Below are 26156 nucleotides of genomic sequence, written 5' to 3'. Positions count from 1 at the left end.
ATATGTTTAATAAAGTATTCATTACTGCTGCAATAGCCGCAATTTTAGCAGGAGCTTTCTTTGTTAAGAATAATACTGCTGTAGCAAATAATGAAACTGAACAAAATCGTTCTGAGAAGTTGCAAGCCCCCGATCAAACACAACTCAATAGTGATTTTTTAAAAGAAAAAATTAAAGACAGACTAGGCCTTGAAGTTGAAAAAGTGGAAAAGACTCCAGTCCCCGGTATTGCGTTATTGATAACTAATCAAGGATTGTTTTATTCAAGCTATGATGGTGATTACTTTATTCAGGGTAAAGTTTACGCTATAGCTACAGAGGTCACTGATTTAGCCGAAGAAAGTTTGGCAAAGATGCGTGTCGAAAGTATGGCGAAATTTGAAGATGATATGATTGTTTTTGCTGCTGAAAATGAGCAACATGTGGTTACTGTTTTTACTGATATTACCTGTGGCTATTGTCGAAAAATGCATAAGGAAATGGCTGAATACAATGATCTTGGTATTACTTTTCGTTATCTAGCTTACCCACGTTCAGGGATCAGAAGTCGTACGGGCGGCTTAACAGATGGCTATAAAGATTTACGCTCAGTTTGGTGTGCAGAAGATCCTAAAGCGGCAATGACCGCTGCCAAAAATAGTCAGAATATCGCTTATCGAATTTGTGATGTTTCTATAGAAGAACAGTTTTTATTTGGCCGTCAAGTCGGTGTCAATGGTACGCCTGCAATGATGTTATCAAATGGCATGATGATACCGGGGTATCAACCGCCGGAAAAATTAAAGCAATTGTTAATGAGCCTTTAAGACAAGTTTGCTGTAATGACCATAACAATATCTCGGCGGCCGGTTGTTAGTGATGCTCACTTACCTGAACATTTACCGAAGGTTATAAAGCAAATTTATGCCAGTCGTGGTGTTCAAAGTGCTCAAGAGCTTGATCATCAAGTTAAAAATTTATTGGGTGTACAGAGTGAAAGCGCACAATTAAAAGGCTTAATTCCGGCTTGTGAAGTATTATTTTCTGCAATAAAGCAAAACCATAATATTGTTATAGTCGGCGATTTTGATGCGGATGGCGCTACAAGTACGGCGTTAATGATGTCAGCACTGACTATGTTTGGCAGTCAAAATCATCACTTCATAGTCCCTAACCGCTTTGAATACGGTTACGGCCTTACACCTGAAATTGTTGATATTGCAGCTCAGCAAGGGGCTCAATTATTGGTGACTGTTGATAACGGTATTAGCTGTATAGCTGGTGTTGACCGTGCTAAAACGCTTGGCTTGAAAGTGGTTATTACTGATCACCATTTACCTGGGCAAAGCACACCTAAAGCTGATGCAATTGTTAATCCTAACCAAGATGATTGTCCTTTTGAAAGTAAAGCATTAGCTGGAGTTGGTGTGGCATTTTATTTAATGCTGGCCTTGAGAAAATATTGTCGTGAACAGGATTATTTTTCCCAACAAAAAATAGCTGAGCCTAATATTGCACAATTACTTGATTTGGTGGCGCTTGGCACGGTTGCAGATGTTGTTCCCCTTGATGCTAATAACCGCATTTTAGTTGCCCAAGGGTTGAAACGTATTCGAGCTGGTCAAACTCGTCCAGGTATACAAGCATTAATTGATATTGCTAATCGCGATCAAAGTCAGTTGGTTGCTAGTGATTTTGGTTTTGCATTAGGACCACGTATTAATGCTGCTGGCCGTTTAGATGACATGGCTTACGGTATAAACTGCTTGCTTGCAGACGATTTAGCCAGCGCTAGACAAATGGCGCGCGATTTAGATGATTTGAACAAAGCTCGCCGTGAAATTGAACAAGGTATGCAAGTTGAGGCTGAAAGCATTTTCAAGTCACTCAACTTTGATGACAAAACATTACCAAGTGCTATCGCCCTATATCAAAAAGATTGGCATCAAGGTGTTATTGGGATTGTTGCTGGACGCTTAAAAGAAAAATTTCATCGCCCCTGTATTGTCTTTGCCAACGGTAATGATGACACAAGTGAAACTATGGAGATTAAAGGCTCAGCCCGTTCAATTCCAGGTTTACATATTAGAGACTTACTGGAGCATATCGCCAGTCAGCACCCTACGCTCATTTTAAAATTTGGTGGCCATGCAATGGCCGCAGGATTATCAATTTATGCTAAAGATTTTGCTAAATTTCAGCAAATTTTTAATGATGTAGCTGAGCAGTGGCTAACGAAAGAGCATTTAACGTCAGTGCTGTTAAGTGATGGTGAACTGCCCATTGAAAACATGACATTGTCGTTTGCTGAACAGCTGCGAAATGCAGGTCCATGGGGACAACTCTTTCCAGAGCCATTATTTGATGATGAATTTACCCTTATTCAGCAACGCATTGTTGGCGAAAAGCACTTAAAACTAGTGGTTCAAAAAGGCGAACAAGTATTTGATGGTATTGCTTTTAATATCGATACCCACGCTTGGCCAAATACAGCAGCTAAACGTGTACAATTGGCTTATCATATCGACATTAATGAATTTCGCGGTAAACGTAATGTGCAATTAATGGTTAAGCACATTGTACTTGTCAATTAAGTGATTAAAAGCAACCGCTAACACCCCAAAAAAGCATTTATTTGCCCGCCCAATTAAGCTACAATGCCCGACTATTTTTTAGCTGGAATATTTACGCCTTAAATGGCTTTATTCCAAGACTATATTTAAAGGCAAATGCTCGAAGGCTTATGTTTGAAATAAACCCTATCTTAAATAAATTAAAAGAAATTCGTGAACGTGCCGACTTACTTCGGGGGTACCTTTGACTATGATGTTAAAGCCGAACGTTTAGTTGAAGTATCGCGTGAATTAGAATTACCCGATGTATGGAATGAGCCAGAGCGAGCACAAGCACTGGGTAAAGAACGCAGTGATTTAGAAGCGGTTGTTAACACCATTGTAGATTTAGAAACTGGGTGCGACGACATAGAAGGCTTAGTTGAGTTAGCGGTTGAAGAAGAAGATCAAGATACCTTTGATGACGCACAAGCTGAAGTTGAAGATTTAGATGCGCTATTGGTGAAGTTAGAATTTCGCCGTATGTTTTCAGGTGAACAAGACAGTAATAACTGTTATTTGGATATACAATCTGGCTCAGGTGGCACCGAGGCACAAGATTGGGCAGAAATGCTGATGCGTATGTATTTACGCTGGGGTGAAGCGCATGGCTTTAAAACTGAAGTGGTCGAAACTACTCCAGGTGATGTAGCAGGGATCAAAGGTTGTACCATTAAGTATACGGGTGAATACGCCTATGGTTGGCTTAGAACTGAAACGGGCGTACATAGGTTAGTGAGAAAGTCACCTTTTGATTCTTCAGGAAGACGCCATACTTCATTTGCATCGGCGTTTATTTACCCTGAAATTGATGACAATATTGATATTGATATTAACCCAGCCGATTTGCGTACCGATACCTTTAGGGCATCAGGCGCAGGTGGGCAACACGTAAATAAAACAGATTCGGCAATTAGAATTACCCATGAGCCAACCGGTGTGGTTGTTCAATGTCAAAGTGATAGATCACAACATAAAAACCGTGCAAGTGCGATGAAAATGCTCAAAGCTAAGTTATTTGAGTTAGAGATTCAAAAGCAAAATCAAGATAAGCAAGATTTAGAAGATGGTAAATCAGATATAGGGTGGGGCAGTCAAATTCGCTCTTACGTATTAGATGATAGCCGAATAAAAGATTTAAGAACCGGCGTTGAAAATCGCAATACTCAAGCGGTACTCGACGGTGATTTAGACAAGTTTATTGAAGCCAGCTTAAAGTCTGGTTTATAAAAATTTAAGATTAAGGTAGATAAAACCCATGAATGATAAAGTTCAACCAGTGCCTGCGGCTCAAGATGAAAATAAGCTGATTGCAGAGCGACGCGGTAAGTTAGATAAAATCCGTGAAAACTGTCCTGCTAATGGTCACCCAAATGACTTTGAGCGTAAAGATTATGCTGGTGATATTCAAGCTGCTCATGGTGATAAAGATAAAGAAACATTAGAGGCAGAAACGCAAACCTATAGTATCGCCGGTCGTATCATGGCAAAGCGTGGTCCTTTTTTAGTGCTTCAAGACATGACTGGTCGTATTCAATCATATGCCGCCAAAGATGTTCAAAAAGACATTAAAGCGCGTTGGGGCATGTTAGATATTGGCGACATTATTGGTGTCACAGGTACTTTGCATAAATCTGGCAAAGGTGATCTTTATGTCAATATGGATGAGTATCAACTATTAACCAAGTCATTGCGTCCATTACCTGAGAAGTTTCATGGTTTATCCGATCAAGAAACAAAATATCGTCAACGTTATGTCGATTTGATTACTAATGAAGATACCCGTAATACTTTCAAAATGCGCTCTCAAATTGTGAATGGTATTCGTAACTTCTTAACAACACGTGATTTTGTTGAAGTGGAAACACCTATGTTACAGGTGATTCCTGGTGGTGCTACCGCTAAACCATTTCAAACGTATCATAACGCTCTTGATATCGACATGTACTTGCGCATAGCGCCAGAGCTTTATTTAAAACGCTTGGTTGTAGGTGGTTTTGAGCGTGTATTTGAGATTAATAGAAACTTCAGAAATGAAGGCTTATCGACTCGTCATAACCCAGAATTTACTATGATCGAGTTTTATCAAGCTTACGCAGACTACAATGATTTGATGAACCTCACCGAAGATATGTTACGTACAATAGCTCAAGATGTATTAGGTACAACGCAAGTTAGAAATACGGTTAAAAACAGTGATGGTGAAGTGACCAAAGAAATTTTCTATGAGTTTGGTCAGCCTTTTGCGCGTTTGTCTATGGTAGATGCTATTTTAAAATATGCACCGCATCTAGATGAAGCAGCATTGCGTGATCCTGAAAACAATTTCGACGCTATAAAAGCGATGGCGAAACAAGTGGGTGTTAAAGAAGGTGATGCTGCTAAAGTTTGGGGGGCAGGTAAATATATTTGCGAAATCTTTGAAGAAGTTGCAGAGCATTTATTAGAGCAACCAACATTTATCACAGAATACCCATGGGAAGTTTCTCCATTAGCGCGTCGTAATGATGACAACCCATTTATCACTGACAGATTTGAGTTCTTCGTGGGCGGCCGTGAATTAGCCAATGGCTTCTCTGAGTTAAATGATGCTGAAGACCAAGCAGCACGTTTTAAGAAACAAGTTGAAGAGAAAGATGCTGGTGATGATGAAGCTATGCATTTTGATGAAGATTATATCCGCGCGCTTGAACATGGCTTACCACCGACAGCGGGTGAGGGAATAGGTATTGATCGTTTAGTGATGTTATTTACCGACTCGCCAACCATCAAAGATGTTATTTTATTCCCGCATATGCGTCCGGAAGTTGAATAACTCACAGTTGTATAATTAGTAAAAATAAAAGCCCAAACTAACTATTAGCTTGGGCTTTTTTTTGGGTTTGTTGTATTGCTATAAATTACTGTAAATGCTCGTCAAAGAATTCAACCATGGCTTCTAAAGTTTGAATTCTATGCTTTTGCACACTTAAATAGTGATTTGCATCTTCAATTTCCACGTATTTAACGTTTTTATCATAGTCTTCAAGTTCGTCATACATGTCCCTACTGTGTTGAACTGGAACAATCCTATCATCTGTTCCATGTACTAATAATATTGGAATATTAATACCTTGGGCAAAGTTCACAGGGGAAACCTTCTCTAGCTCATCGTCATCAGTGCCAAACTGTTTTTCTACTATTTCATTATTGGTGAAACGACGAGAATTATCGACAATTAACTCAATATCAGACACACCTGCAAAACTGGCTGCACATTTAAAATTTTCACCGTGTTTGACGGCGGCCATTAATGCGGCATAACCTCCATAACTTGCCCCAGCGATGCAGACTTTATCTTTATCTATGATGTTCTGTTCGGTTAACCAATGCACGGCATCTTGTAAGTCGTCTTGCATTGCTTTTCCCCAGCCTTGAACAGAAGCCATTTCAAACTCATAACCATAACCTGATGAGCCTCTAAAATTTGGTTGAAATACTATGTAGCCTCGATTTGCAAAAAGCTCTGACCAATAATCAAAACCACCATAGTCTCTTGCCATAGGGCCACCATGAGGCAATATAATGGCGGGCAGTTTAGTATTGCTATCACTACCGACAGGTTTGGTTAAATAAGCTTCAATTTCAAGGCCATCTCTTGCTTTGTACTTAACTAAGTTTTTAGTGGCATAATTGGTTTCATTAATCTCAGGATATAAACTGGCTATGTAGTTGAGTTGTTTTGCTTTTCTGTCACCATAATAGTAATCACCTGCGGTTGTGTTTGAGGTAGAAAATAAAATGTACTTGTTAAGGTCTTTAGACATACTAATAATAGTATTTTTTGAATCGGGAATAGCTTTATTTAACCCCCTCTTCAATGCAATATACCCTTTATCCCAGTAGGTTTTATTGTCACCTTCACTGCCATGATCAAAACCTACGACTTCGCCTGTTTTGGGAGAATATATTAATGAGCCATCCACATCATATTTTGGATCGGCATAAACCAACTCACGGGTTAATAAAGAATCTTGTAGGTCTACTTTGAATATTGCGTAACGTCCTTCATGTAGGGCCCGAATATAGAGAATATTAGGATCTAAATCAAAACCTAAAACATGCACTACATTTTTTTCAAACACTTCATAAGACCATAGATCACGAAGTTTTTTGCCTTTTTTATCATATAAGCGGTAGAAAATTTTTGTTTCATCTCTTCCATAGCTTATTCTTGGCTTACCTTGCTGATCGGCTACCCAGTCTACAACATAACTTCTTGATTGCTTTATTCTAGAGCGCTTGTTTGTGCGAATATTAACTTTATAAAGGGTAGGTCTATTAGCATATTCAAAATCTATCGCCATTAAAATTTTATCAGGTTCATCGGGGAGAAAACTGACAATATTGTCTTGAAATTGTGCAGCTCGCTCTTTCCTATCAGCTTTGGGCTTAACTAATACTTTAACTCCCTTATCATTTGTTAAGTCATATTTTAATAATCGGGTAGAGGTAAATTTTGTCTGGCGAATTCTAGTAGGGTAGGCAGCACTGACAAGTAAAATATCATCGTTACCCCATGCATACCAGTTAAGTCGCACATCAATATTGTCAGCGCGTAATACCGATCTTTTAATATCGGTAGTAAAGTCGTATACCGATAAAATAAGGGTGCCGCCGTGATTTTCTATCATAGCCATAGCGTCGCCACTTGGAGAAAGCTTTACTCTGCTCATTCTAGGTAAGCTGCCATAGGCTTCTATAGGTAAAGGTGTTAACGTTTCCTCTTTGTTCGCTTTAGCAAAGTTGCTAGTAAAACAAGTGAAAATGAGTAAGCATAAAAGGTTTAATTGTATTCTTGAGGTGAATTTTTTCGAGATCGATTTTTTAAACATTACTTTTCCATGTATTTGTTTTGAGGTTATTTTTATTTTTAAGCTAAATATATTAACCATACTCTATTATTTTTACCAACTTTTAAGTAAATTACCCTGAGCTTTACTTAACAAGTGTTTCTCTAGCAACTGGTTCTACTTAGATCGGCGTTAAATTTACTAACAATAGCTCTCTATTGACGAGAAATTTGCCAGATATTAAATAAAATTATCAAGCTAGAAAATTAATGTTCGTACAAAACTATAATTAAAAGAACTATTTAATGAGATTAATTAATGAATAAAGTAAGAGGCGGCTTCAGCTCGCGCATGGGATTTATTTTAGCGGCAGCGGGCTCCGCCGTTGGCTTAGGTAATATTTGGGGCTTTCCAACACAAACAGCCAGTAATGGTGGGGCTGCTTTTGTATTGGTTTATTTGGTTTTAGCATTTTGTTTAGCTTACCCTGCATTTATGGCTGAATTATTAATCGGTCGTTTTGGGCAAGCGAATGCTGTGACATCGATGGAGAAAATATCACGTAATATGCTGCAAAAACGCTTCGCTTTTGTTGTCGGTTTTGGTGGCATTGTATGTGCAGCATTAATTTTAAGTTTCTATGGCATTTTAGCTGGCTGGATGATGTCTTATGCCGTAGAGCCTGTGACACAATTATTGGGTTATAGTGAAGCCTCTACTTGGCTAACCGCACAAACGGTTGCACGTGATATCGTGTTTACTGCGCTATTTATGCTGTTAACCATTTCAATTATTCGCCGTGGTGTTGAACAAGGTATTGAAAAGTGGTCAAAACGCTTGATGCCCATGTTGATCAGTTTGTTAATCTTATTAATTATTTATGTTTTTACTTTAGATGGCTCAAGAGAGGGCTTTGTTGCTTATTTAAGTCCTGATATTTCTCGTGTCTTCGATCCTGACTTGTTGATCAGTGCTTTAGGGCAAGCATTCTTCTCCTTATCGTTAGGAACGAGTGTCATGGTCATATATGGCTCTTACATCTCTAAAAAAGAAAACCTCGTTAGCCTAGGTGCACAAGTTACCATCATAGATGTGTCTATCGCTTTCTTAGCGGGTCTATTAATTATTCCATCAATGTATGTAGCTCAATCACAAGGTGTGGCTATTTTTGCTGCTGACGGTAGTTTGATTTCTGGTCCCGGTTTGGTGTTTGATGTTTTACCGAGTTTATTTTCTGGTATGGGGGCTATTGGTTTATTTGTCGCGTTTGGTTTTTTTGTGCTGATGTCTATTGCCGCATTAACCTCATCTATTTCAATGCTAGAAGGGCCTGTCTCTTTTGTTGTTGAGCGTCACCAAGTAGAGCGCAAAAAAGCGACCACTTTAATTGGTTTGGGAATTTTTCTGTTAAGTACCGTTATTATTTTTAATTTTGACGTGCTTTTTGGTTTGGTTATTTCCATTTCAACGGTTTACGGACAGCCACTGATTGCGATGTTATGTTGTATTTTTGTCGGTTGGATATGGCAGTGTAATGAAGTATTAAAAGAACTCAAACAAGGGAATGAAGCTGTAGAGCATCGCTTGTTCTGGAAAATTTGGCCTTGGTATACTAAGTTTGTTTGCCCAAGTGCCATCGCATTGGTGTTTTGGCATTCGCTATAAAATTTCGTTGATGATAGTAAAGTATTAGTTAACCTGAGGTTTGTATAAGAAATTGAGCAACGCCTATTAAATCAAACGCTTAGGCTTGTTTGACATTTCTAGAGAGGAATTTTTGCTGTATTCAAGGCAAATTTGCGCGTCAATAGCTGGTCTATTGCAAGTAAATTTAACGAAGAAGACAGTAAAAATAACCGCTTGAAACGCTTTGCTTATGCAAATCTCAGGTTAGTTATAGCTTTGGCCAATTCAATAGCCAAGGCTGACTAATTTCCTTAATTTTATTGACTGAGATACCGGCTGAAAATAACGCCCCTTCAGCTGGCGGTAAGATAAAATGGTAATGTTTTCCTAAAAACTCAAACCGTAGAGCAAAAGCGTGTAAATAACCCCTGTCAGTCTCTAATAATGTTTGTTTTTGTGCGTTTGAGTAATAAAGGCTGTCACCAATTATCGGCGCACCAATACTACTTAGCGCTACTCTTAACTGATGAGTTTTTCCTGAATGCGGCTTTAATAGATATAACCGCTTTCCCTGCTCAAGGGGGTATGAGAAAAATTGTGTGATGGCAGGGTTTTCTATACTGCGCATTAACTTATACATGCCTCGTCGGCTTTTTTTCATATCACCTTTGATTAAACCTTGTTTTTTATTAGGTTTTTTATCACTAATGGCAAGGTAGTACTTCTCAACTAAATGTTGTTCAAACAATGTTGAAAATACTTGTGCACTTTGCTGTGAAGTGGCAAAAATAATGAGTCCAGAAGTCATTTTGTCTAAGCGATGCACGGGATACAGCTCGGTGATTTTGTGGTGTTCTTTAAGGTATGCTTTGACTTGTGAAAACAAGCCTGTGCCAAGCTCACCTTCGTCATGAAAATTGACATTAGCGTTTTTAGCTACCACCACAAAATCTGCTGTTTGTGTAATAATTTTAAACATTTATTAGTTCTACTTAGTGACTTTTTACGTGCTATGATAATTTAATCCCAATTTTTTTACTCTACTTACAGGATGTTATTTTGAAAAAAATATCTCATTTAATCTCCAGCCTAAGTGTTGTGGCTGTTACCACATTATTATTTTCTTGTACAAGTCAGCAAAGTGAAAGCCCAGCAGTTGATTCTGTTACCTTACCTGCTGGTGTAACACTAGTTAAAACGGTAGAAGCTTCAGAAGAGCGTTTAACGATTCCTTTTAAAAAATATAAATTAGCTAATGGCTTAACTGTTATTTTGCATCAAGATAATTCAGATCCCTTGGTACATGTAGACGTTACATACCATGTAGGTTCAGCCCGAGAGCAATTAGGGAAGTCAGGTTTTGCTCATTTTTTTGAACACATGATGTTTCAAGGCTCTAAAAACGTTGCTGATGAGCAACACTTTAAAATTGTCACTCAAAGTGGTGGCACGTTAAATGGGACAACTAATACGGATAGAACTAATTATTATCAAACGGTACCGAGAAACCAATTAGAGAAAATGCTGTGGCTTGAATCAGACAGAATGGGCTTTTTATTAGAAACCATTACTGCTGAAAAATTTGAGATTCAACGAGCTACGGTAAAAAATGAGCGAGGGCAAAATGTTGATAATCGCCCATATGGCCGTTTAGGCGAAACCATTAATCAAATGATGTACCCAAGAGAGCATCCTTATTCTTGGCCTGTTATCGGTTATATGTCTGATTTAGATCGTGGAACACTAGCGGATTTAAAAGCATTTTTTAGTCGTTGGTATGGACCTAATAATGCGGTACTAACCATTGGTGGTGATATTGATGAGGCGCAAACACTTACTTGGATCAATAAATATTTTGGCGAGTTAAAATCAGGCCCTGAAGTTAAAAATATCGAAAAACAATTTACGACACTGGCAGAAAATCGTTATTACTCATTTGAAGATAATGTTTCTTTACCTTTACTTTATATTAGTTTCCCTACTGTGTATGGCATGCATGAAGATGAAGCCGCACTTGATGTGTTTTCTAATATTATCGGTAATGGCCCAACATCCCTACTTTATAAGAACTTGGTGAAGTCAGGTGTGGCAGTGCAAGCTGGTGCTAGCCACCCGTGTAAAGAGTTAAGTTGTCAAATGAGCTTTTATGCCTTGCCAAACCCACAACAAGGGCTGGCGTTGGCTAACATTGAGCAGGTGATTAATGACACCTTACTTGAATTTGAAGCACGTGGTGTTAATGATGATGACTTATTGAAAACTAAAGTAAATATTGAAACTGATACGATTTATGGCTTACAAAGTGTGTCAGGCAAAGTATCAACTCTAGCGCATTTTCAAACTATTTTAGGTAATGCCGATTACACTGAAGCACAAGTGACTCGCTACAATAAAGTCACTAAAGCCGATGTTATGCGTGTTTATCACAAGTACATTAAAGGTAAAGGAGCGGCAGTATTATCCATTTACCCACCTGGGCAGCAGCAGTTAGCCGCTAAAGAGAATAATTTTAAGCTGCCTGATACCAGTAACCCACCTGAATTAGCGGTACTTGATACCCCTATCATGAAAAATACCAGCAGTTTTGATCGCTCTGTAATGCCAAAAGCAGGGGCTAATCCAGTCATTGAAGTACCTCAATTATGGCGTGAAAGTTTTAATAATGGCATTGAAGTTATTGCCACCAAAAACAGTGAAACTCCTACGGTAAGTTTATTGTTAAGTATTGAAGGTGGTACCCTGCTTGATCCTATCGAAAAAGCAGGACTAGCATCACTGACTGCTTCCTTAATGAATGAAGGAACGACTAATTATATTAAAGAAGAGCTTTCAAATGAGCTAGCAAAGTTAGGTAGTGATATATCTATAGGTGCATCAGGGCGCAATACTTATGTAAAAGTTAAATCACTGGTTAAAAACCTTGATGCTACTTTATTGTTAATGTTGGATATGATGTTAAACCCTGCTTTTGAAGAAGCTGACTTTAACCGCGTCAAAAACCAATTAATTCAAAGTATTGAGCTGGGGAATAAAGATGCTAGTACTTTGGCCTATAGAGCTTTAAAACAAGTAACCTATGGCGAAAATAATCGTGTAGGCTTACCAGGTAATGGTACAAAAGCGACTGTTTCGGCAATTACACTTGATGATATTAAAGGTTTTTATCAGCAATACTTTTCACCAAAGCATGCGTCTTTAGTGATTGTGGGGGATATTAGCAAAAGTGAAATATTGCCAAAATTGAGTTATCTAAAGGAGTGGCAAGGTAATGATTATACTATTCCTACTACTTCGAGTTTTCCTGCGGTAACACCGGATAAACTTTACTTTGTTCATTTACCGAAGGCCAGTCAGTCCGTCATTAAGTATTCACGCCGAGCAATGACTTACGATGCGACAGGAGATTACTTTAAAGCAACGTTAATGAACTACCCATTAGGTAGCGCTTTTAATAGTCGTATAAATTTAAACTTACGAGAAGATAAAGGCTACACTTATGGTGCGTCTAGTTACTTTTCAGCAGGAAAAACCTTAGGGACTTTCCAAGCCGGTGCTAGTGTGAAAAAAGAACATACTTTTGATGCTATGGTTGAAATAATGAATGAACTTAATAACTATCAGCAACAGGGGTTAACTGAAGCTGAAGTCACTTTTATGCGTCAAGCTATTTCACAAAATGAGGCATTAAGCTATGAAACACCAAGCCAAAAAAGCGGTTTTTTAAGACAGTTATTACAATTTGATTTACCAGAAAATTATGGTGAACAACAAAGTGAGATCATTCAAGACATTTCACTTGAGCAGTTAAATAACATCGCTAAAACGCAATTAAGTAAACCTATGCAATGGATTGTTGTTGGTGATGCTAATGTTGTGAGACCGCAGTTAGATAAACTGAAATTAGACATTGTTGAGCTACAACTTGCTAAGTAACCTGAATTCGGCTTAATAAATGTTTTTCTAGCAGCTATTTTCTTTACTTCGGCGTTAAATTTACTTGCAATAGACCTGCTATTGACGCGTAATTTGCCTTGAATTAAATAAAACTATCAAGCTAGAAAGTTAATAGAGTATTTTTTGCTATATTTCAAGTGGTAAAATATCTCTTAAACCGAGTTCAGGCTAAGTAAAATTAATTTACTTAGCTATTGAAAATCAATAAAAGCCCCTCATTTATAAAACATTATAAATAAGGGGATTTTATCTTCTTTTATCCTAAGCGCAGGGCTAATTTTGACATTATCATTAAACGATTACATCGCAGCATATAATCAAGAGAGTAATATAAGCGCCTTAGCAGGCATTGGCCGTGGAATTGAACGTGAAACATTACGCGTTCTTACTGAAGGAAAATTGTCAGAACAAACTCATTATGAATCGCTTGGTTCAGCGTTGACACATAACTACATCACCACAGATTACTCAGAAACATTATTAGAATTTATTACGCCCGTAAGTCACTCTCCTGAGCAGGCTATTGCTCAATTGCAAGATATTCATAAGTTTACCTTTGCTAATATTGATGGCGAACTATTATGGCCAATGAGCATGCCGTGCTTTGTTGACGACGATAATAAAATTCCCTTAGCGTACTATGGTGAGTCAAATATCGGTAAAATGAAGACGGTTTATCGACAGGGATTAAAAAATCGTTATGGCTCAATGATGCAAGTGATTGCAGGTATTCATTTCAATTTTTCATTTTCAAAAGATTTTTGGCAAGTACAACAAGTATTGCATGAAAATGAAGCGCCGATAAAAGACTTTATTTCTGAACGTTACTTTTCGCTATTACGAAACTATAAGCGCTTTTGCTGGCTAATACCGTATTTATATGGCAGCTCGCCAGCCCTGTGTGGTTCATTTTTACAAGGGAAAGAGCACAAGTTACCTTTTAAAAAATCACCCAGTGGCGCCTTATACTTAGAGCATGCTACATCACTACGTATGAGCGATTTAGGCTATACCAGTAGTGAACAATCAAATTTACGTATTTGCTATAATAATTTACATGATTATGTTGACGGTGTGCAAAATGCCATTGCTCTAAAATCTAATAAATTCGCGGATATAGGGGTGAAAGTAAACGGCGAATACCAACAACTAAATAGCAATGTATTACAAATAGAAAATGAGCTATATGCGCCTATAAGGCCCAAGCAAGTCATCAAGTCTGGTGAAAAGCCATCACAAGCTTTGCGTGAACGTGGTGTTGAATATATAGAGGTACGTGCGCTGGATGTGAACCCTTTTACAGATACAGGTATTAGCATTGAACAGATTTATTTTTTAGATATCTTTTTAACTTACTGTGCCTTTGTGGACAATGAAGAGTTGGATTGTAATGCGCAGCAACATCTTGAGAATAATATGAATGATGTTGTGATGCGAGGTCGAGATCCTGAGCTCTTGCTATCTGATGCAAATTGCCAAGGAGTAGTGACTCAAAAATCAGTTAAACAGTGGGGAAATGAACTGTTTGATGATATGCAATCGGTTGCTGAGTTGCTAGATAAGGCGTATCAGAGTGAGCAATACAGTACAGCTCTAGCTAGAGAACGCGCTAAAGTTAACGACGCATCTTTAACACCGTCTGCAAAAATTCTAAATATTATTCTTGAGCAAGAACAAAGTCTTTCTCAATACTCCTTAGATAAGGCTATTGAATATCGCCAACAAGCATTAGCTAGAGGTTATCAGTATTATTCAGAGCAATTCTTTATCGACGAAACTGAAAGATCTCGTCAAGCTCAAGTTGAAATTGAAGCAAATGATAAGCTGAGTTTCGACGACTTTTTAGCCGATTATTTCCAATCTTAATTTTCACTTACACAGCTCTTTTCCTAAAATCAGGAAAAAACAGGCAAAAAATGCGCTTAAACATAAGCGCATAAAAAAACATGAAACGTGACTTATAGAGAGAGGGAATAACTATTCCCGTGTTTCATGGTAAAGCTCATGAGAACTAGCACCTAAAACTCAAAACTCAGGCAAAAAAAATGCGCTTAATAATAAGCGCATAAAAAACATGAAACGTGACTTATAGAGAGAGGGAATAATTATTCCCGTGTTTCATGGTAAAGCTCATAAAAACTAGCACCTAAAACTCAAAATTCAGGCAAAAAAAATGCGCTTAAACATAAGCGCATAAAAAACATGAAACACTAAGGGAATAACAATACTATTAAGTAAGAGTGTTGTTTTCTGGATTAGTTCAACTTTATTTTATTTTATTTTTATTTGCTTTAAATAATTTAACTAAAATTCAGGCAAAAAAATGCGCTTAATAATAAGCGTAAAAAAACATGAAACGTGACTTAAAGAGAGAGGGAATAACCATTCCCGTGTTTCATGGTAAAGCTCATAAAAACTAGCACCTAAAACTCAAAATTCAGGCAAAAAAAATGCGCTTAAACATAAGCGCATAAAAAACATGAAACACTAAGGGAATAACAATACTGTTAAGTAAGAGTGTGGTTTTCAGAATTAGTTCAACTTTATTTTATTTTTATTTGCTTTAAATAATTTAACTAAAACTCAGGCAAAAAAAATGCGCTTAATAATAAGCGCATAAAAAAACATGAAACACTAAGGGAATAACAATACTGTTAAGTAAGAGTGTGGTTTTCAGGAATAGTTCAACTTTATTTTATTTTTATTTGCTTTACAGATAAGTGATAAAACGCATGGTAACTTTACCTAAAATTCAGACAAAAAAATGCGCTCAATAATGAGCACATAAAAAAACATGAAACACTAAGGGAATAACAATACTGTTAAGTAAGAGTGTGCTTTTCTGGAATAGTTCAACTTTATTTAATGTTTATTCGCTTTAACGAATTTAACTAAAACTCAGGCAAAAAAAATGCGCTTAAAAAATAAGCGCATAAAAACATGAAACACTAAGGGAAAACAATACTGTTAAGTAAGAGTGTGCTTTTCTAAAATAGTTCAACTTTTCATAATATTTTTTTCAAAGTGTGCTATTCACTAGTTCAGGGCACTTTATAAAACTTCTTCATAGCTATACAACTGACCGTTAATCAAAGTGGAAAAAAGTATGTAAAGATAATTTTCCGCGCTTTTCTTAATTCTATTTATCCATAACTTGTGACATCGACTGACTTACTCGTAAACTCTGATTTAGAGAAAATAAATATGCTTATATGAGCTATGAGTAGAAGAAATTAAGGTTATTTCATGAAGTTAGCTACGTTAAAGAATAATACCCGTGATGGGCAATTGGTTGTGGTAAGCAAAGCGCTTGATAAGGCAGTTTTTGTCTCTGATATCGCTGAAACATTGCAGCAAGCACTGGATAACTGGAATGAAGTATCCCCGCAATTAACAGAAGTTTATCAAGCTTTAAATGCTGGGGATATCATCAATACATTCGAATTTGAACAAAGTCGTTGTGAGTCGCCACTGCCGCGTGCCTACCAGTGGGCTGATGGTAGTGCTTATGTCAATCATGTTGAATTAGTACGTAAAGCAAGAAATGCTGAAATGCCAGAAACTTTTTGGACAGATCCTTTAATGTACCAAGGAGGCTCTGACGCATTTATTGGCCCTCGCGATAATATTAATGTGGCCTCAACTGATTTTGGTATTGATTTCGAATCTGAAGTGGCAGTGATCACTGATGATGTTCCTATGGGGGTTTCAGTAGAAAAAGCCGCTAAGCACATTAAACTGATAATGTTAGTGAATGATGTTTCCTTACGTAACTTAATTCCAGGCGAGTTAGCGAAAGGCTTTGGCTTTTTTGCTTCTAAACCTTCAAGTGCTTTTTCTCCGGTTGCTGTAACGCCTGATGAACTTGAGCAAGCATGGGATGGCGCTAAATTACATTTACCTTTAACGACACACCTAAATGACCAGTTATTTGGTCAACCCAACTGTGGTGTTGATATGACCTTTGATTTTCCAACTATTGTTGCTCACGCAGCAAAAACGCGTCCTTTATCAGCCGGTTGTATTGTTGGTTCCGGTACTATTTCTAATTATGATCGTTCTGTGGGATCAAGTTGTTTAGCAGAAAAAAGGATGTTGGAAATTATTGCAGATGGAAAACCAAGCACTGAATTTATGAGCTTTGGAGATACCGTACGCATTGAAATGTTTGACAATGATGGCTTGAGTATTTTCGGTGCCATTGACCAAGAAGTTGTTGAATATAAAGCCGTTTAAAATTAATAGATAAACGTACTGTATTTGTACTGTTCTTGCTTTTAAATAGGAAGAGCAGTATAGCTTTATTTTCTCTGAGGTTGCCTTATAAAACTGTTCAGTAATAAAATTATAAAAAGGTTTTACACATGAAACTATACGGGTACTGGCGCTCTACTGCAGCGTATCGAGTCAGAATTGCTCTACACCTAAAAGGGATTGAATTTGATAATGAGTTTGTGCATTTAGTGAAAAATGGTGGTGAACAACATAGCTGCGAATACAGTGCTATCAATCCAAACCATTTAGTGCCAACCCTAGTTGATGGTTCACTGAAATTACACCAATCTTTAGCCATTATTGATTACTTAGAAGAGAATTATTCTGGCTTGTCCTTATATCCTTTTGATGCGAAAGAACGGGCTTTAGTACAAGCGTTCTGTTTAGATATTGCGTGTGAAATTCATCCTTTAAACAATTTACGTGTTCAACAGTACTTAACTTCAGACTTAAAGTTAGATGCGCAAGAAAAAAATGTTTGGCTCGATCATTGGATGACCGTTGGCTTTCATGCTATTGAAAAACAATTGGTGAAAAGTGCAGGCTGTTATAGCTTTCAAGATCAGCTTACTGTTGCTGATATATGCCTAACAGCACAGGTGTATAATGCTCATCGATTTGAAGTGGATATGAGTGCATATCCTTATATCAATAGAGTGGTTGATAATTGCAATAAATTAGAGGCATTTCAGTTGGCATTACCTGAGAATCAACCTGACGCTCAGCAGTAAAAGGGAAGTTTATTCGCTTGATAATGCTCTTACTCATGCTATGAGTACAGCTGAAATAAACTCCCTTTATCAATAGGGATAATCTAACTAGTGTAAAATTCTAGCGCGGATTGTACCATCGATGGCTTTTAACGATTTTAACGCTTGTTCGCTATTTTCTGTTTCAATATCAATAACCACATAACCAATTTTATCATCAGTTTGTAAATATTGAGCAGCAATATTAATGCTATGTTCAGCAAACGCTTGGTTAATTTGCGTTAATATTCCTGGTTGGTTGTGGTGAATATGTAGTAAACGACTTGTATTGATATGTTCAGGCAGTGAAACCTCAGGGAAGTTTACTGCTGATAAACTTGAACCATTATCTGAGTATTTGGCTAGCTTGCTAGCTACTTCTAAACCAATGTTTTCTTGGGCTTCTTTTGTACTACCACCAATATGTGGCGTTAAAATAACATTATCAAAACCACGCAGTGCTGATACAAATTCCTCGTCATTACCTTTTGGCTCAACAGGGAATACATCAATAGCGGCACCGCCAACTTTTTTCTCTGCTAATGCTTCAGCAAGCGCTTCAATGTCAACAACTGTACCGCGTGAAGCGTTAATAAAAATTGCGCCTGATTTCATTGCGGCAAATTCAGCTGCGCCAATCATATCTTGAGTTTGCGGTGTTTCTGGTACGTGTAAACTCACCACATCGGCTTCACCTAATAAAGCACTTAATGAAGGAGCTTGGCTAGCGTTGCCTAAAGGAAGTTTTGTCTCTATATCGTAAAAGCGAACACGCATGCCTAAGGTTTCAGCCAAAATGCCTAATTGTGTGCCAATGTGACCATAGCCGATAATACCAAGAGTTTTACCTCTTGCCTCGACTGAGCCGAGGGCAGATTTGAACCATTCACCACGGTGAGCTTTGGCGCTTTTTTCTGGGATGCCACGTAATAGTAATAAGGTTTCACCTAACACTAATTCAGCTACAGAACGTGTGTTTGAAAACGGTGCATTAAATACTGGAACACCTAGCTCTTGTGCAGCAGTGATGTCAACTTGGTTGGTGCCAATACAGAAACAACCAATAGCCACTAATTTTTTTGCATGGCTCAAAACGTGTTCTGTTAATTGTGTACGTGAACGAATGCCAATAAAGTGTACGTCGGCAATTTTTTCAATTAAATCGCTCTCTGATAATGACGTTTTTAGGTACTCAATATTTGAATAACCTTGCGATCTTAATTCTTCAAGGGCACTTTGATGAACGCCTTCAAGAAGTAAAATTTTAATTTTGTCTTTTGCTAATGAATTTTGATTTGTGCTCATAAGGTTTGGCTTCGCTTATAAAGTTAATTCGTCATTTTAGTCTAAAATGTAAATCAGTTTAGACGGCTAGATATCTATAATTTGGCTAAGATAACATATAGTGTAACAACTCTAAAGTATTAATTGTTCTACTTTAGATTGTTAAGTAGCTAACGGCATATGTTTTATTGAATAACTGTTGCGCCACTTTCACTGCCTAAAATCAAGATATCTGCGCCACGTTGGGCAAATAAACCATTAGTCACTACGCCAACAATGGCATTTATATCGGTTTCTAGTTTTTTAGGATCAAGGATTTGTAAATTATGAACATCAAGAATTACATTGCCATTGTCAGTAATGACACCTTGACGATATTCAGGATCACCACCAAGTTTGACTAACTCACGCGCAACATAACTGCGCGCCATAGGAATGACTTCAACAGGTAAAGGAAATTCACCTAGTAGTTCAACTTGTTTTGAACTGTCTGCAATACAAATAAACTTTTTGGCGACCGCAGCAACAATCTTTTCACGAGTTAAAGCGGCGCCTCCACCTTTGATCATACTCATGTGTTTAGTAATTTCATCAGCGCCGTCAATGTATACATCGAGATCATCAACACTGTTAAGATCAAATACTTCTATTCCATGGGCTTCTAGACGTTTAGTAGACTCTTCTGAACTTGATACCGCACCGGTAATTTTGTCTTTGATTGTTGCTAAAGCATCAATAAAGTGGTTTACGGTTGAACCTGTACCTACACCAACAATGGTGTCATCTTTAACAAATTCTAATGCCTTTATTGCAGCGGCTTTTTTCATTTCATCTTGAGTCATTAAATTTACCTTAACGGAGAAGTTGACTAATCGTTACCAGATTATTAGTCATAGAAGTAATTAAATTGGACAGAATTATAGCAGTTAATAAAAGAAGATGGTTAGATGATTTTGAGAGTAATACTAAGAGGCTAAAATTTAAAAATTTGTGTCGGGGTAACTATTTCAGGTAATGGAATATCCCAAGCCTGCGTAGGTATGTTTTCAACTAACTGGCAATCGTGAGCTAAGCCTATAGGGTAGGGTTTAATGCTAGTTTCGCTAGTGTTTGAGCTATGGCTTGATTGTTTAATTTGTTTATACCAAGAAGATAAGGTTCTATCATAATAACCACCACCCATGCCTAAACGCTCTCCTGATTTAGTAAAAGCAACCAGAGGTGTGAATATGATATCTATATCGGTAGTTGGCGCAACATCATTAACATTCAATTTAGGCTCTAAAATGTTGTAGCGATTTGCCATTAATTGACTTTCATGATGATAATGAAGAAACAGTAACTGACCTTTGTTGAAAGGATGGATAACAGGTAAATAGGTTTTAATATTGTTTTGCCAGCACCAGTTGATTAACGCTTGTGGATCAAGTTCATGGTCATTAGCTAGATAAAGGGCAACTTTTTTAGCACTGTTTAATAAAGGGTGAGGGTTGAGTTGAGCAACTAACTGTTGAGCTGATGTTTGCTGAAATTGAGGCGTTAATAAGGCGCGTTGATTTCGTACATGATGACGAAGGTCTTTACGGCTAATAGTTGAGTTGTCCATGTTTGCTTGTTTTGTCGGTTATGTATTGTTCGTCATACTTTATCGGTTATGCATTTAATCTTAAAGCCAAAATAAAAGCGGTGAGTAATTCACCGCTTATCTTATTTTATTAAACTTAGGCTTAAATATTATGCTGAAGCAGGAGCCGTAGACTCTTTTGCTTCCTTCTCTTCTTCTTCAGCTAAGTTTTCCCAAAAACGACTTCTAAAAGCAATAAGTAGAATGACTATACCGATGCCGATGCTGAATAAACTAATTTGTATGTATAAATTAGGTAATTGATCAATACGGTTAGGATCAAAATTACCCGCTAATAAGCCTGAAATAATGTTACCAATTGAGTAGGTTAATACAAATACACCCATCATTTGACCGGCAAAACGACGTGGAGATAACTTACTTACAGCACTTAATGCTACTGGGCTTAAACATAATTCACCCACAGTATGTAAAAAGTAGGTTGCCACTAACCAATAAGGCGCAACTTTCATACCTGAAGCAGCATACTGAGCAGCGAAAAACATTACAATAAAGCCACTTGCCATAATGATTAAACCAACGGCACATTTAATACCGTATGAAGGGCTCACTAATCGTTTACCTAGGTTAATCCAAAGCGCAGCAAAGAATGGTGAAAGTAACACAATAAAAATAGCATTAAGTGATTGGAACCAACCTGTTGGAACTTCAAAACTACCGACAAAGCGATCTGTGTAATCACGTGCAAATAAGTTCATAGAAGAACCAGCTTGTTCAAAGCCAGACCAGAAACATGCAGATGCGACACAAACTAATAATAATGCCCATAAACGTTTCTTTTCACTACCGGTTAAATTACCACCGAAATAAATAGCACCGTAATATAAAAAGAACATTAAGGTAAAAGTAACTGCTACGTATTGTGCTATAGCGATAGGATCAACCGTTAAAGCGCCAGTCATTATCATGCTCATTACAGCAACAAGGGTAATTAATAGGGTTGTGATTACTAACCAGCTAGTTTTTTGACCTTTAGGTGTCATTGGAGAAGTAGGTGCGGCACCAGCAGAGTTTAAGTTACCAATTGTTCTGCGATATTGAATTAAGCCAATAGCCATACCAACTGCAGCAGCACCAAAAGCCCAGTGCCAGCCAAAGTTTTCTTGATCTTCCATTAAATAGCCACAAACTGTGTAACCAATAACAGAGCCAATATTGATACCCATATAGTAGATAGCATAGCCACTATCTCTTCTTTTATCTTCGTCTGTGTAGAGTTGGCCAACTAGCGCGCCAATATTTGGTTTAAGTAATCCAGTACCTAAAATAACAAACACTAAACCTATAAAAAATGTGTGCTCATTTGGAATAGCAAGAATAATGTGGCCAATCATGATGATTAAACCGCCATACCAAACGGCTTTTTGACCACCAATTAATCTATCAGCAATCCAGCCACCAGGTAAGCCCATAAAATAGACGCTACCAGTGTAAAGACCATAAATTGCTGCGGCAGAAGCTACAGTTAAACCTAAACCACCTTCTTGAAGTGTTGCGGTCATAAATAAAACTAATAACATACGCATGCCGTAATAGCTCATGCGCTCCCACATTTCTGTGAAGAATAAGGTTTTTAGTCCTTCGGGTTGACCAAAAAATGTACCTGCATTAGGTTGAGTCATAAAAATTTATCCTAATTTCTTTATTATATTATGAAGACATAATTGCGTTAATTCGTATTTTTTATGTGGTCGTTATCATTTAATAACAATGCTAACGAACAGATAAAAAATGTATACAATGTGGTGTTATACCTGTGCTGGCTTTTAAAGGCAAGTTCGAATGACGATCAAACTTGTGACGATTTTGTTATGTGTAGCGAAATCTTTCCCTTTCTATTACATCGTTGTAATTTTTTTGTGTTATTTACCCAGCCTATATTTTTTATGAGGACTCTTCGACAGGCTCAGAGCAAACGGGCGAAGTGAGTGGCTCTTCGACAGGCTCAAAATAAACGGTTGAAGGAAATAGCATTTCGGCAGGCTAAGAGTAAACAGGCACAGTGCAATTAGTTTCTAAGTTGAGCCGTTCGTCCTGAGCTTGTCGAAGGATAGTAAACCTAGCCCAGACGAAGAAGCTCGTTGAATATATCTGATTAACCAGAACCCGTGAAATACTATTGTTTGCGTATAAATATACTGATAAACTCCTGCGTTGCTAATTTATATCTCACTAGCACTTTGACTCTGATGTCAAGGTTAATAATGATAACGCATGATAGGAACTTCTTTGCGCAAATGATTAACTCTATAAAAAATTCCCTGAAAAAATTCACGTCCTTGTCAAGATTCTCTTGTTTTATCTTTATTTCATTTGTGCTTTCTTTTTCTGTTTCGGCACAAGTGAGCCAAGCGCAAATAGAGCAATTTAAAAAATTACCTCAATCTCAACAACGAGCGCTTGCTAAAAGTATGGGTGTTGATATTAGCGCCATACAGTCACAAATTTCATCTTCTGGCTCAACAACACAACAGACAAACACGGCAAGTTACCCAAGAGGCACGCAATTTGATGGGCAGGGTAATGCGATTCAACAAGGAAAATCTGAAGAAGATGCAGATTTTGGACAGGTACAAGTATTAAAACCGTTTGGTTATGAGGTGTTTGCCAATGCACCACAAACGTTTGCACCAACCATGGATATTGCTATTCCGGCTGATTATGTCGTTGCACCAGGTGACAGAATTTCTATTCAAATTTTCGGTAAAGAAAGTAATGAACTTGAGTTAGAAGTTAACAGAGAAGGAAATATAGTTTTTCCTCAGCACGGCCCTTTTTCAGTGGTTGGGCTATCTTTTGCTGAAATGAAACGTTTGTTGATTGCTCGAATTAAAGAAAAGATTATTGGTGTTGATGTTGTTGTAGGAATGGCGTCTTTACGTTCTATGCGCGTATTTGTATTAGGCGATGCCTATAAGCCAGGCCCTTATAATTTAAGTTCCCTTTCAAGTATTACTCATGCAATTTTTGCTGCTGGTGGGATTAGCGATATCGGTAGCCTACGTAATATTCAATTAAAACGTGCAGGAAAGCTGATTAAAACCTTAGATTTGTATGATTTACTGATTGAAGGTGATTCAAGTGATGATGTTTTATTGCAGTCTGGCGATGTTGTGTTTATTGCGCCTGTAGGTGATACCGTTTCTATTGAAGGTGAAGTGCGTCGTCCAGCAATTTATGAATTAGTTAACAATGATAGTTTTGAAGATGTTGTAACTATGGCAGGTGGTTTATTACCAAGTGCCTATGCAAAATCAACCATTATTGAACGTTATAATGTTAACAATTTACGTAGTGTCAAAAATGTAGATTTTTCTGATAGCAAACAGCTTGCTACAAAAGCACAGGCTGGTGATGCAATTAGAGTGATGAAAGCCGCAGATATGTTTACACAATCTGTTACTTTGATTGGTGCGATAACTCGTCCAGGTAAGTATCAATGGCAGAAAGGTCAACGAGTGACGGATTTATTGCCTGATGTAAATTCTCATCTGTTAGCTAATGCTGATTTACATTACACCCTCATTATTCGTGAAGTTGATCTTGCCCGTAATATTGAAGTACTTCAGTTTGAACTTGCAAAAGCTATTGCCAATCCTGAATCATCAGACAATATTGAGTTACAGGCTAATGATAAAATATTGATTTTTTCACAAGTGGAGAAACTTAGCGAAAGCAAAGTTGGTCTTGATATGCTTGCCTATACGCAAGAAGAACTTATGAAGAAAGAACAACAGTTAGCAAAAGATAAATTTAAAACTAAGCAGTTCTGGAAAAAATACGGCGGAAAAGAAAAGTTATCTGAATTACAAATGCAAGAGCAGCAAAATGCTGATTTAGTTAATCAATCGATTATTCAGATGACCGGAGGAAATCTTCAAGAAAAGGTAGATGTAAAAGAATTAACTATTTTCTCTCGTCAACGATTGTTATTACCTATTATTCAAAAGCTTAAACGTCAAGGTGGTAAAGGTAATGCTATTCAATTGATTGAAATTGATGGCTCAGTGAAGTTTCCAGGGGTTTATCCGTTAGCTGTTAATGCTCGTGTAAATGACTTGATTTTAGCGGCTGGCGGCTTGGATGAATCTGCTTATTTAGCCCGAGCAGAAATAACGCGCAATGAAGTGAATAGTCAACTAGTTAATAAACGATCTTTATCCGTTGATTTAGCAAAAGCATTGCAGGGTAATGAAGAAGAAAATATTTTATTGCAAAGTAAAGATAGATTGAATGTTCATCAAATTCCTGCTTGGAGCGAAAACCATGTAGTTGAGTTGCGTGGCGAGTTTGTTTTTCCTGGTAAATATACTATTCGTCGCGGTGAAAGTTTATCCGACTTAATTGCTAAAGCTGGTGGCTTTACCAGTTTCGCTCATCAAGAAGGCTCAGTGTTTACACGAGTTAAGTTAAAAGAGTTAGAGCAGCAAAATCTCATAAAGTTAGCTGGTGATCTACGCGTTGAAATGGCGTCTAAATCTTTATCTGATGAAAATTATTCACAGTCGTATGCCGAAGTACAAACAATGCTGAGTGACTTAACCAAGTTGCAACCTGTTGGCCGTTTAGTGTTAGACCTACCCAAGGTCATCAAAGAAAAAGACTATGATGTACTACTGGAAAATGGTGATGTACTTTATGTACCAACACTGAAAAATTCAGTGAATGTTATTGGGCAAGTACAAGTGACTTCATCGCATATTTATGATGCAAACTTAACCGCTGAGGACTATCTAGCACAAAGTGGTGGCAGTAAAAAACGTGCGGATGAAGACAGAATATATATTATTGCTGCCAATGGTAGTATTAGAATGGTTGAAAGTGGCAACTGGTTTTCGAGCAATAATGGCTCAAGTATGAAACCTGGTGATACCGTTGTTGTACCGTTAGATTCAGAGTACATGAATAACTTAACTTTATGGACTAGCGCAACAACCATTATGTATAACACGGCAGTAGCTATTGCAGCTATCAGCGGTATTTAACTTAAGTTAAACTTTATATAGATAAAAGTTAAGGTTTTGTATTAGGTTAAGGGTGTTCTGAATCGTTCACCCTGAGCCTGTCGTCCTTCGACTATTCGTTCCTCATGCTCAGGATGAGCGGCAGAGTTGGAGGTGATTTTTTAAGTCATTGCTTTCATCAACGCTTAACCGTTCGCCCTGAGCCTCTCTACTTATAATTTACAAACTAATTCTTT

The 26156-nt window shown here is 37.5% G+C and carries 16 protein-coding genes; 10 read left to right on the top strand and 6 right to left on the bottom strand.

Annotated elements, in window-relative coordinates; genetic code table 11:
- Positions 1 to 2: 2 nt before the first annotated feature.
- From dsbC to lysS, 4 genes are all read left to right on the top strand, one after another.
- Entirely contained in the window at positions 3 to 806 is an 804-nt protein-coding gene (gene dsbC / locus AC27GZ_RS00365) for a bifunctional protein-disulfide isomerase/oxidoreductase DsbC (RefSeq protein WP_487092888.1), read from the top strand.
- Between the two features lie 15 nt (positions 807 to 821).
- Positions 822 to 2573: a single-stranded-DNA-specific exonuclease RecJ gene (gene recJ / locus AC27GZ_RS00360; RefSeq protein WP_487092887.1), complete on the top strand. Its 1752-nt coding sequence runs from the start codon at positions 822 to 824 to the stop codon at positions 2571 to 2573.
- Between the two features lie 149 nt (positions 2574 to 2722).
- A protein-coding gene (prfB, locus tag AC27GZ_RS00355) for a peptide chain release factor 2 (RefSeq protein WP_487092886.1) occupies positions 2723 to 3821 on the top strand; the annotation gives its coding sequence in 2 pieces (ribosomal slippage) (positions 2723 to 2797 and positions 2799 to 3821; 1098 coding nt in all).
- Positions 3822 to 3849: 28 nt separating this feature from the next.
- A complete protein-coding gene (gene lysS / locus AC27GZ_RS00350) occupies positions 3850 to 5406 on the top strand; it encodes a lysine--tRNA ligase (RefSeq protein WP_487092885.1) in 1557 nt (518 codons plus the stop codon).
- Between the two features lie 85 nt (positions 5407 to 5491).
- Here the strand turns inward: lysS and AC27GZ_RS00345 are convergent, their stop codons facing one another.
- Positions 5492 to 7465: an alpha/beta hydrolase family protein gene (locus AC27GZ_RS00345; RefSeq protein ID WP_487092884.1), complete on the bottom strand. Its 1974-nt coding sequence runs from the start codon at positions 7463 to 7465 to the stop codon at positions 5492 to 5494.
- A 276-nt stretch (positions 7466 to 7741) separates the two neighbouring features.
- Between AC27GZ_RS00345 and AC27GZ_RS00340 the strand changes: the two genes are divergently transcribed.
- Positions 7742 to 9088 (top strand): sodium-dependent transporter, encoded by a 1347-nt coding sequence (locus AC27GZ_RS00340; RefSeq protein ID WP_487092883.1) that lies wholly within the window; start codon positions 7742 to 7744, stop codon positions 9086 to 9088.
- 229 nt (positions 9089 to 9317) lie between these two features.
- Here AC27GZ_RS00340 and AC27GZ_RS00335 read toward each other — a convergent pair whose 3' ends face one another.
- On the bottom strand, positions 9318 to 10028 hold the full coding sequence (locus tag AC27GZ_RS00335) for a TIGR01621 family pseudouridine synthase (protein WP_487092882.1): 711 nt from the start codon (positions 10026 to 10028) through the stop codon (positions 9318 to 9320).
- 80 nt (positions 10029 to 10108) lie between these two features.
- Between AC27GZ_RS00335 and AC27GZ_RS00330 the strand changes: the two genes are divergently transcribed.
- The 4 genes from AC27GZ_RS00330 to maiA all read left to right on the top strand — a co-directional run bounded on the left by AC27GZ_RS00330 (position 10109) and on the right by maiA (position 18009).
- Positions 10109 to 12982 carry a M16 family metallopeptidase gene (locus tag AC27GZ_RS00330; RefSeq protein WP_487092881.1) on the top strand — a complete coding sequence of 958 codons (2874 nt, stop codon included), beginning with the start codon at positions 10109 to 10111 and terminating at the stop codon, positions 12980 to 12982.
- Positions 12983 to 13282: 300 nt separating this feature from the next.
- The gene (gene gshA / locus AC27GZ_RS00325) at positions 13283 to 14869 is read left to right on the top strand and encodes a glutamate--cysteine ligase (protein WP_487092880.1); all 1587 of its coding nucleotides are present in this window, start codon (positions 13283 to 13285) and stop codon (positions 14867 to 14869) included.
- A 1380-nt stretch (positions 14870 to 16249) separates the two neighbouring features.
- Positions 16250 to 17239: a fumarylacetoacetate hydrolase family protein gene (locus tag AC27GZ_RS00320; protein WP_487092879.1), complete on the top strand. Its 990-nt coding sequence runs from the start codon at positions 16250 to 16252 to the stop codon at positions 17237 to 17239.
- Between the two features lie 128 nt (positions 17240 to 17367).
- Positions 17368 to 18009 carry a maleylacetoacetate isomerase gene (maiA, locus tag AC27GZ_RS00315; protein WP_487092878.1) on the top strand — a complete coding sequence of 214 codons (642 nt, stop codon included), beginning with the start codon at positions 17368 to 17370 and terminating at the stop codon, positions 18007 to 18009.
- 87 nt (positions 18010 to 18096) lie between these two features.
- On the opposite strand, the gene serA is transcribed toward maiA, so the two are convergent.
- From serA to AC27GZ_RS00295, 4 genes are all read right to left on the bottom strand, one after another.
- A complete protein-coding gene (serA, locus tag AC27GZ_RS00310) occupies positions 18097 to 19332 on the bottom strand; it encodes a phosphoglycerate dehydrogenase (protein WP_487092877.1) in 1236 nt (411 codons plus the stop codon).
- Between the two features lie 164 nt (positions 19333 to 19496).
- Complete coding sequence (gene rpiA / locus AC27GZ_RS00305; protein WP_487092876.1) at positions 19497 to 20153, bottom strand: ribose-5-phosphate isomerase RpiA; 657 nt, start codon at positions 20151 to 20153, stop codon at positions 19497 to 19499.
- Between the two features lie 131 nt (positions 20154 to 20284).
- Positions 20285 to 20917 (bottom strand): 5-formyltetrahydrofolate cyclo-ligase, encoded by a 633-nt coding sequence (locus tag AC27GZ_RS00300; protein ID WP_487092875.1) that lies wholly within the window; start codon positions 20915 to 20917, stop codon positions 20285 to 20287.
- A 128-nt stretch (positions 20918 to 21045) separates the two neighbouring features.
- Positions 21046 to 22578: a peptide MFS transporter gene (locus tag AC27GZ_RS00295; RefSeq protein WP_487092874.1), complete on the bottom strand. Its 1533-nt coding sequence runs from the start codon at positions 22576 to 22578 to the stop codon at positions 21046 to 21048.
- 615 nt (positions 22579 to 23193) lie between these two features.
- On the opposite strand from AC27GZ_RS00295, the gene AC27GZ_RS00290 reads away from it, so the two are divergent.
- A complete protein-coding gene (locus AC27GZ_RS00290; protein WP_487092873.1) occupies positions 23194 to 25941 on the top strand; it encodes an SLBB domain-containing protein in 2748 nt (915 codons plus the stop codon).
- Positions 25942 to 26156: the final 215 nt, after the last annotated feature.

The sequence above is a fragment of the Colwellia sp. SU-HH00943 genome (assembly GCF_057546125.1).
Note: the sequence above shows the minus strand (reverse complement) of the source record. Positions and strands in the feature narration are given on the sequence as shown.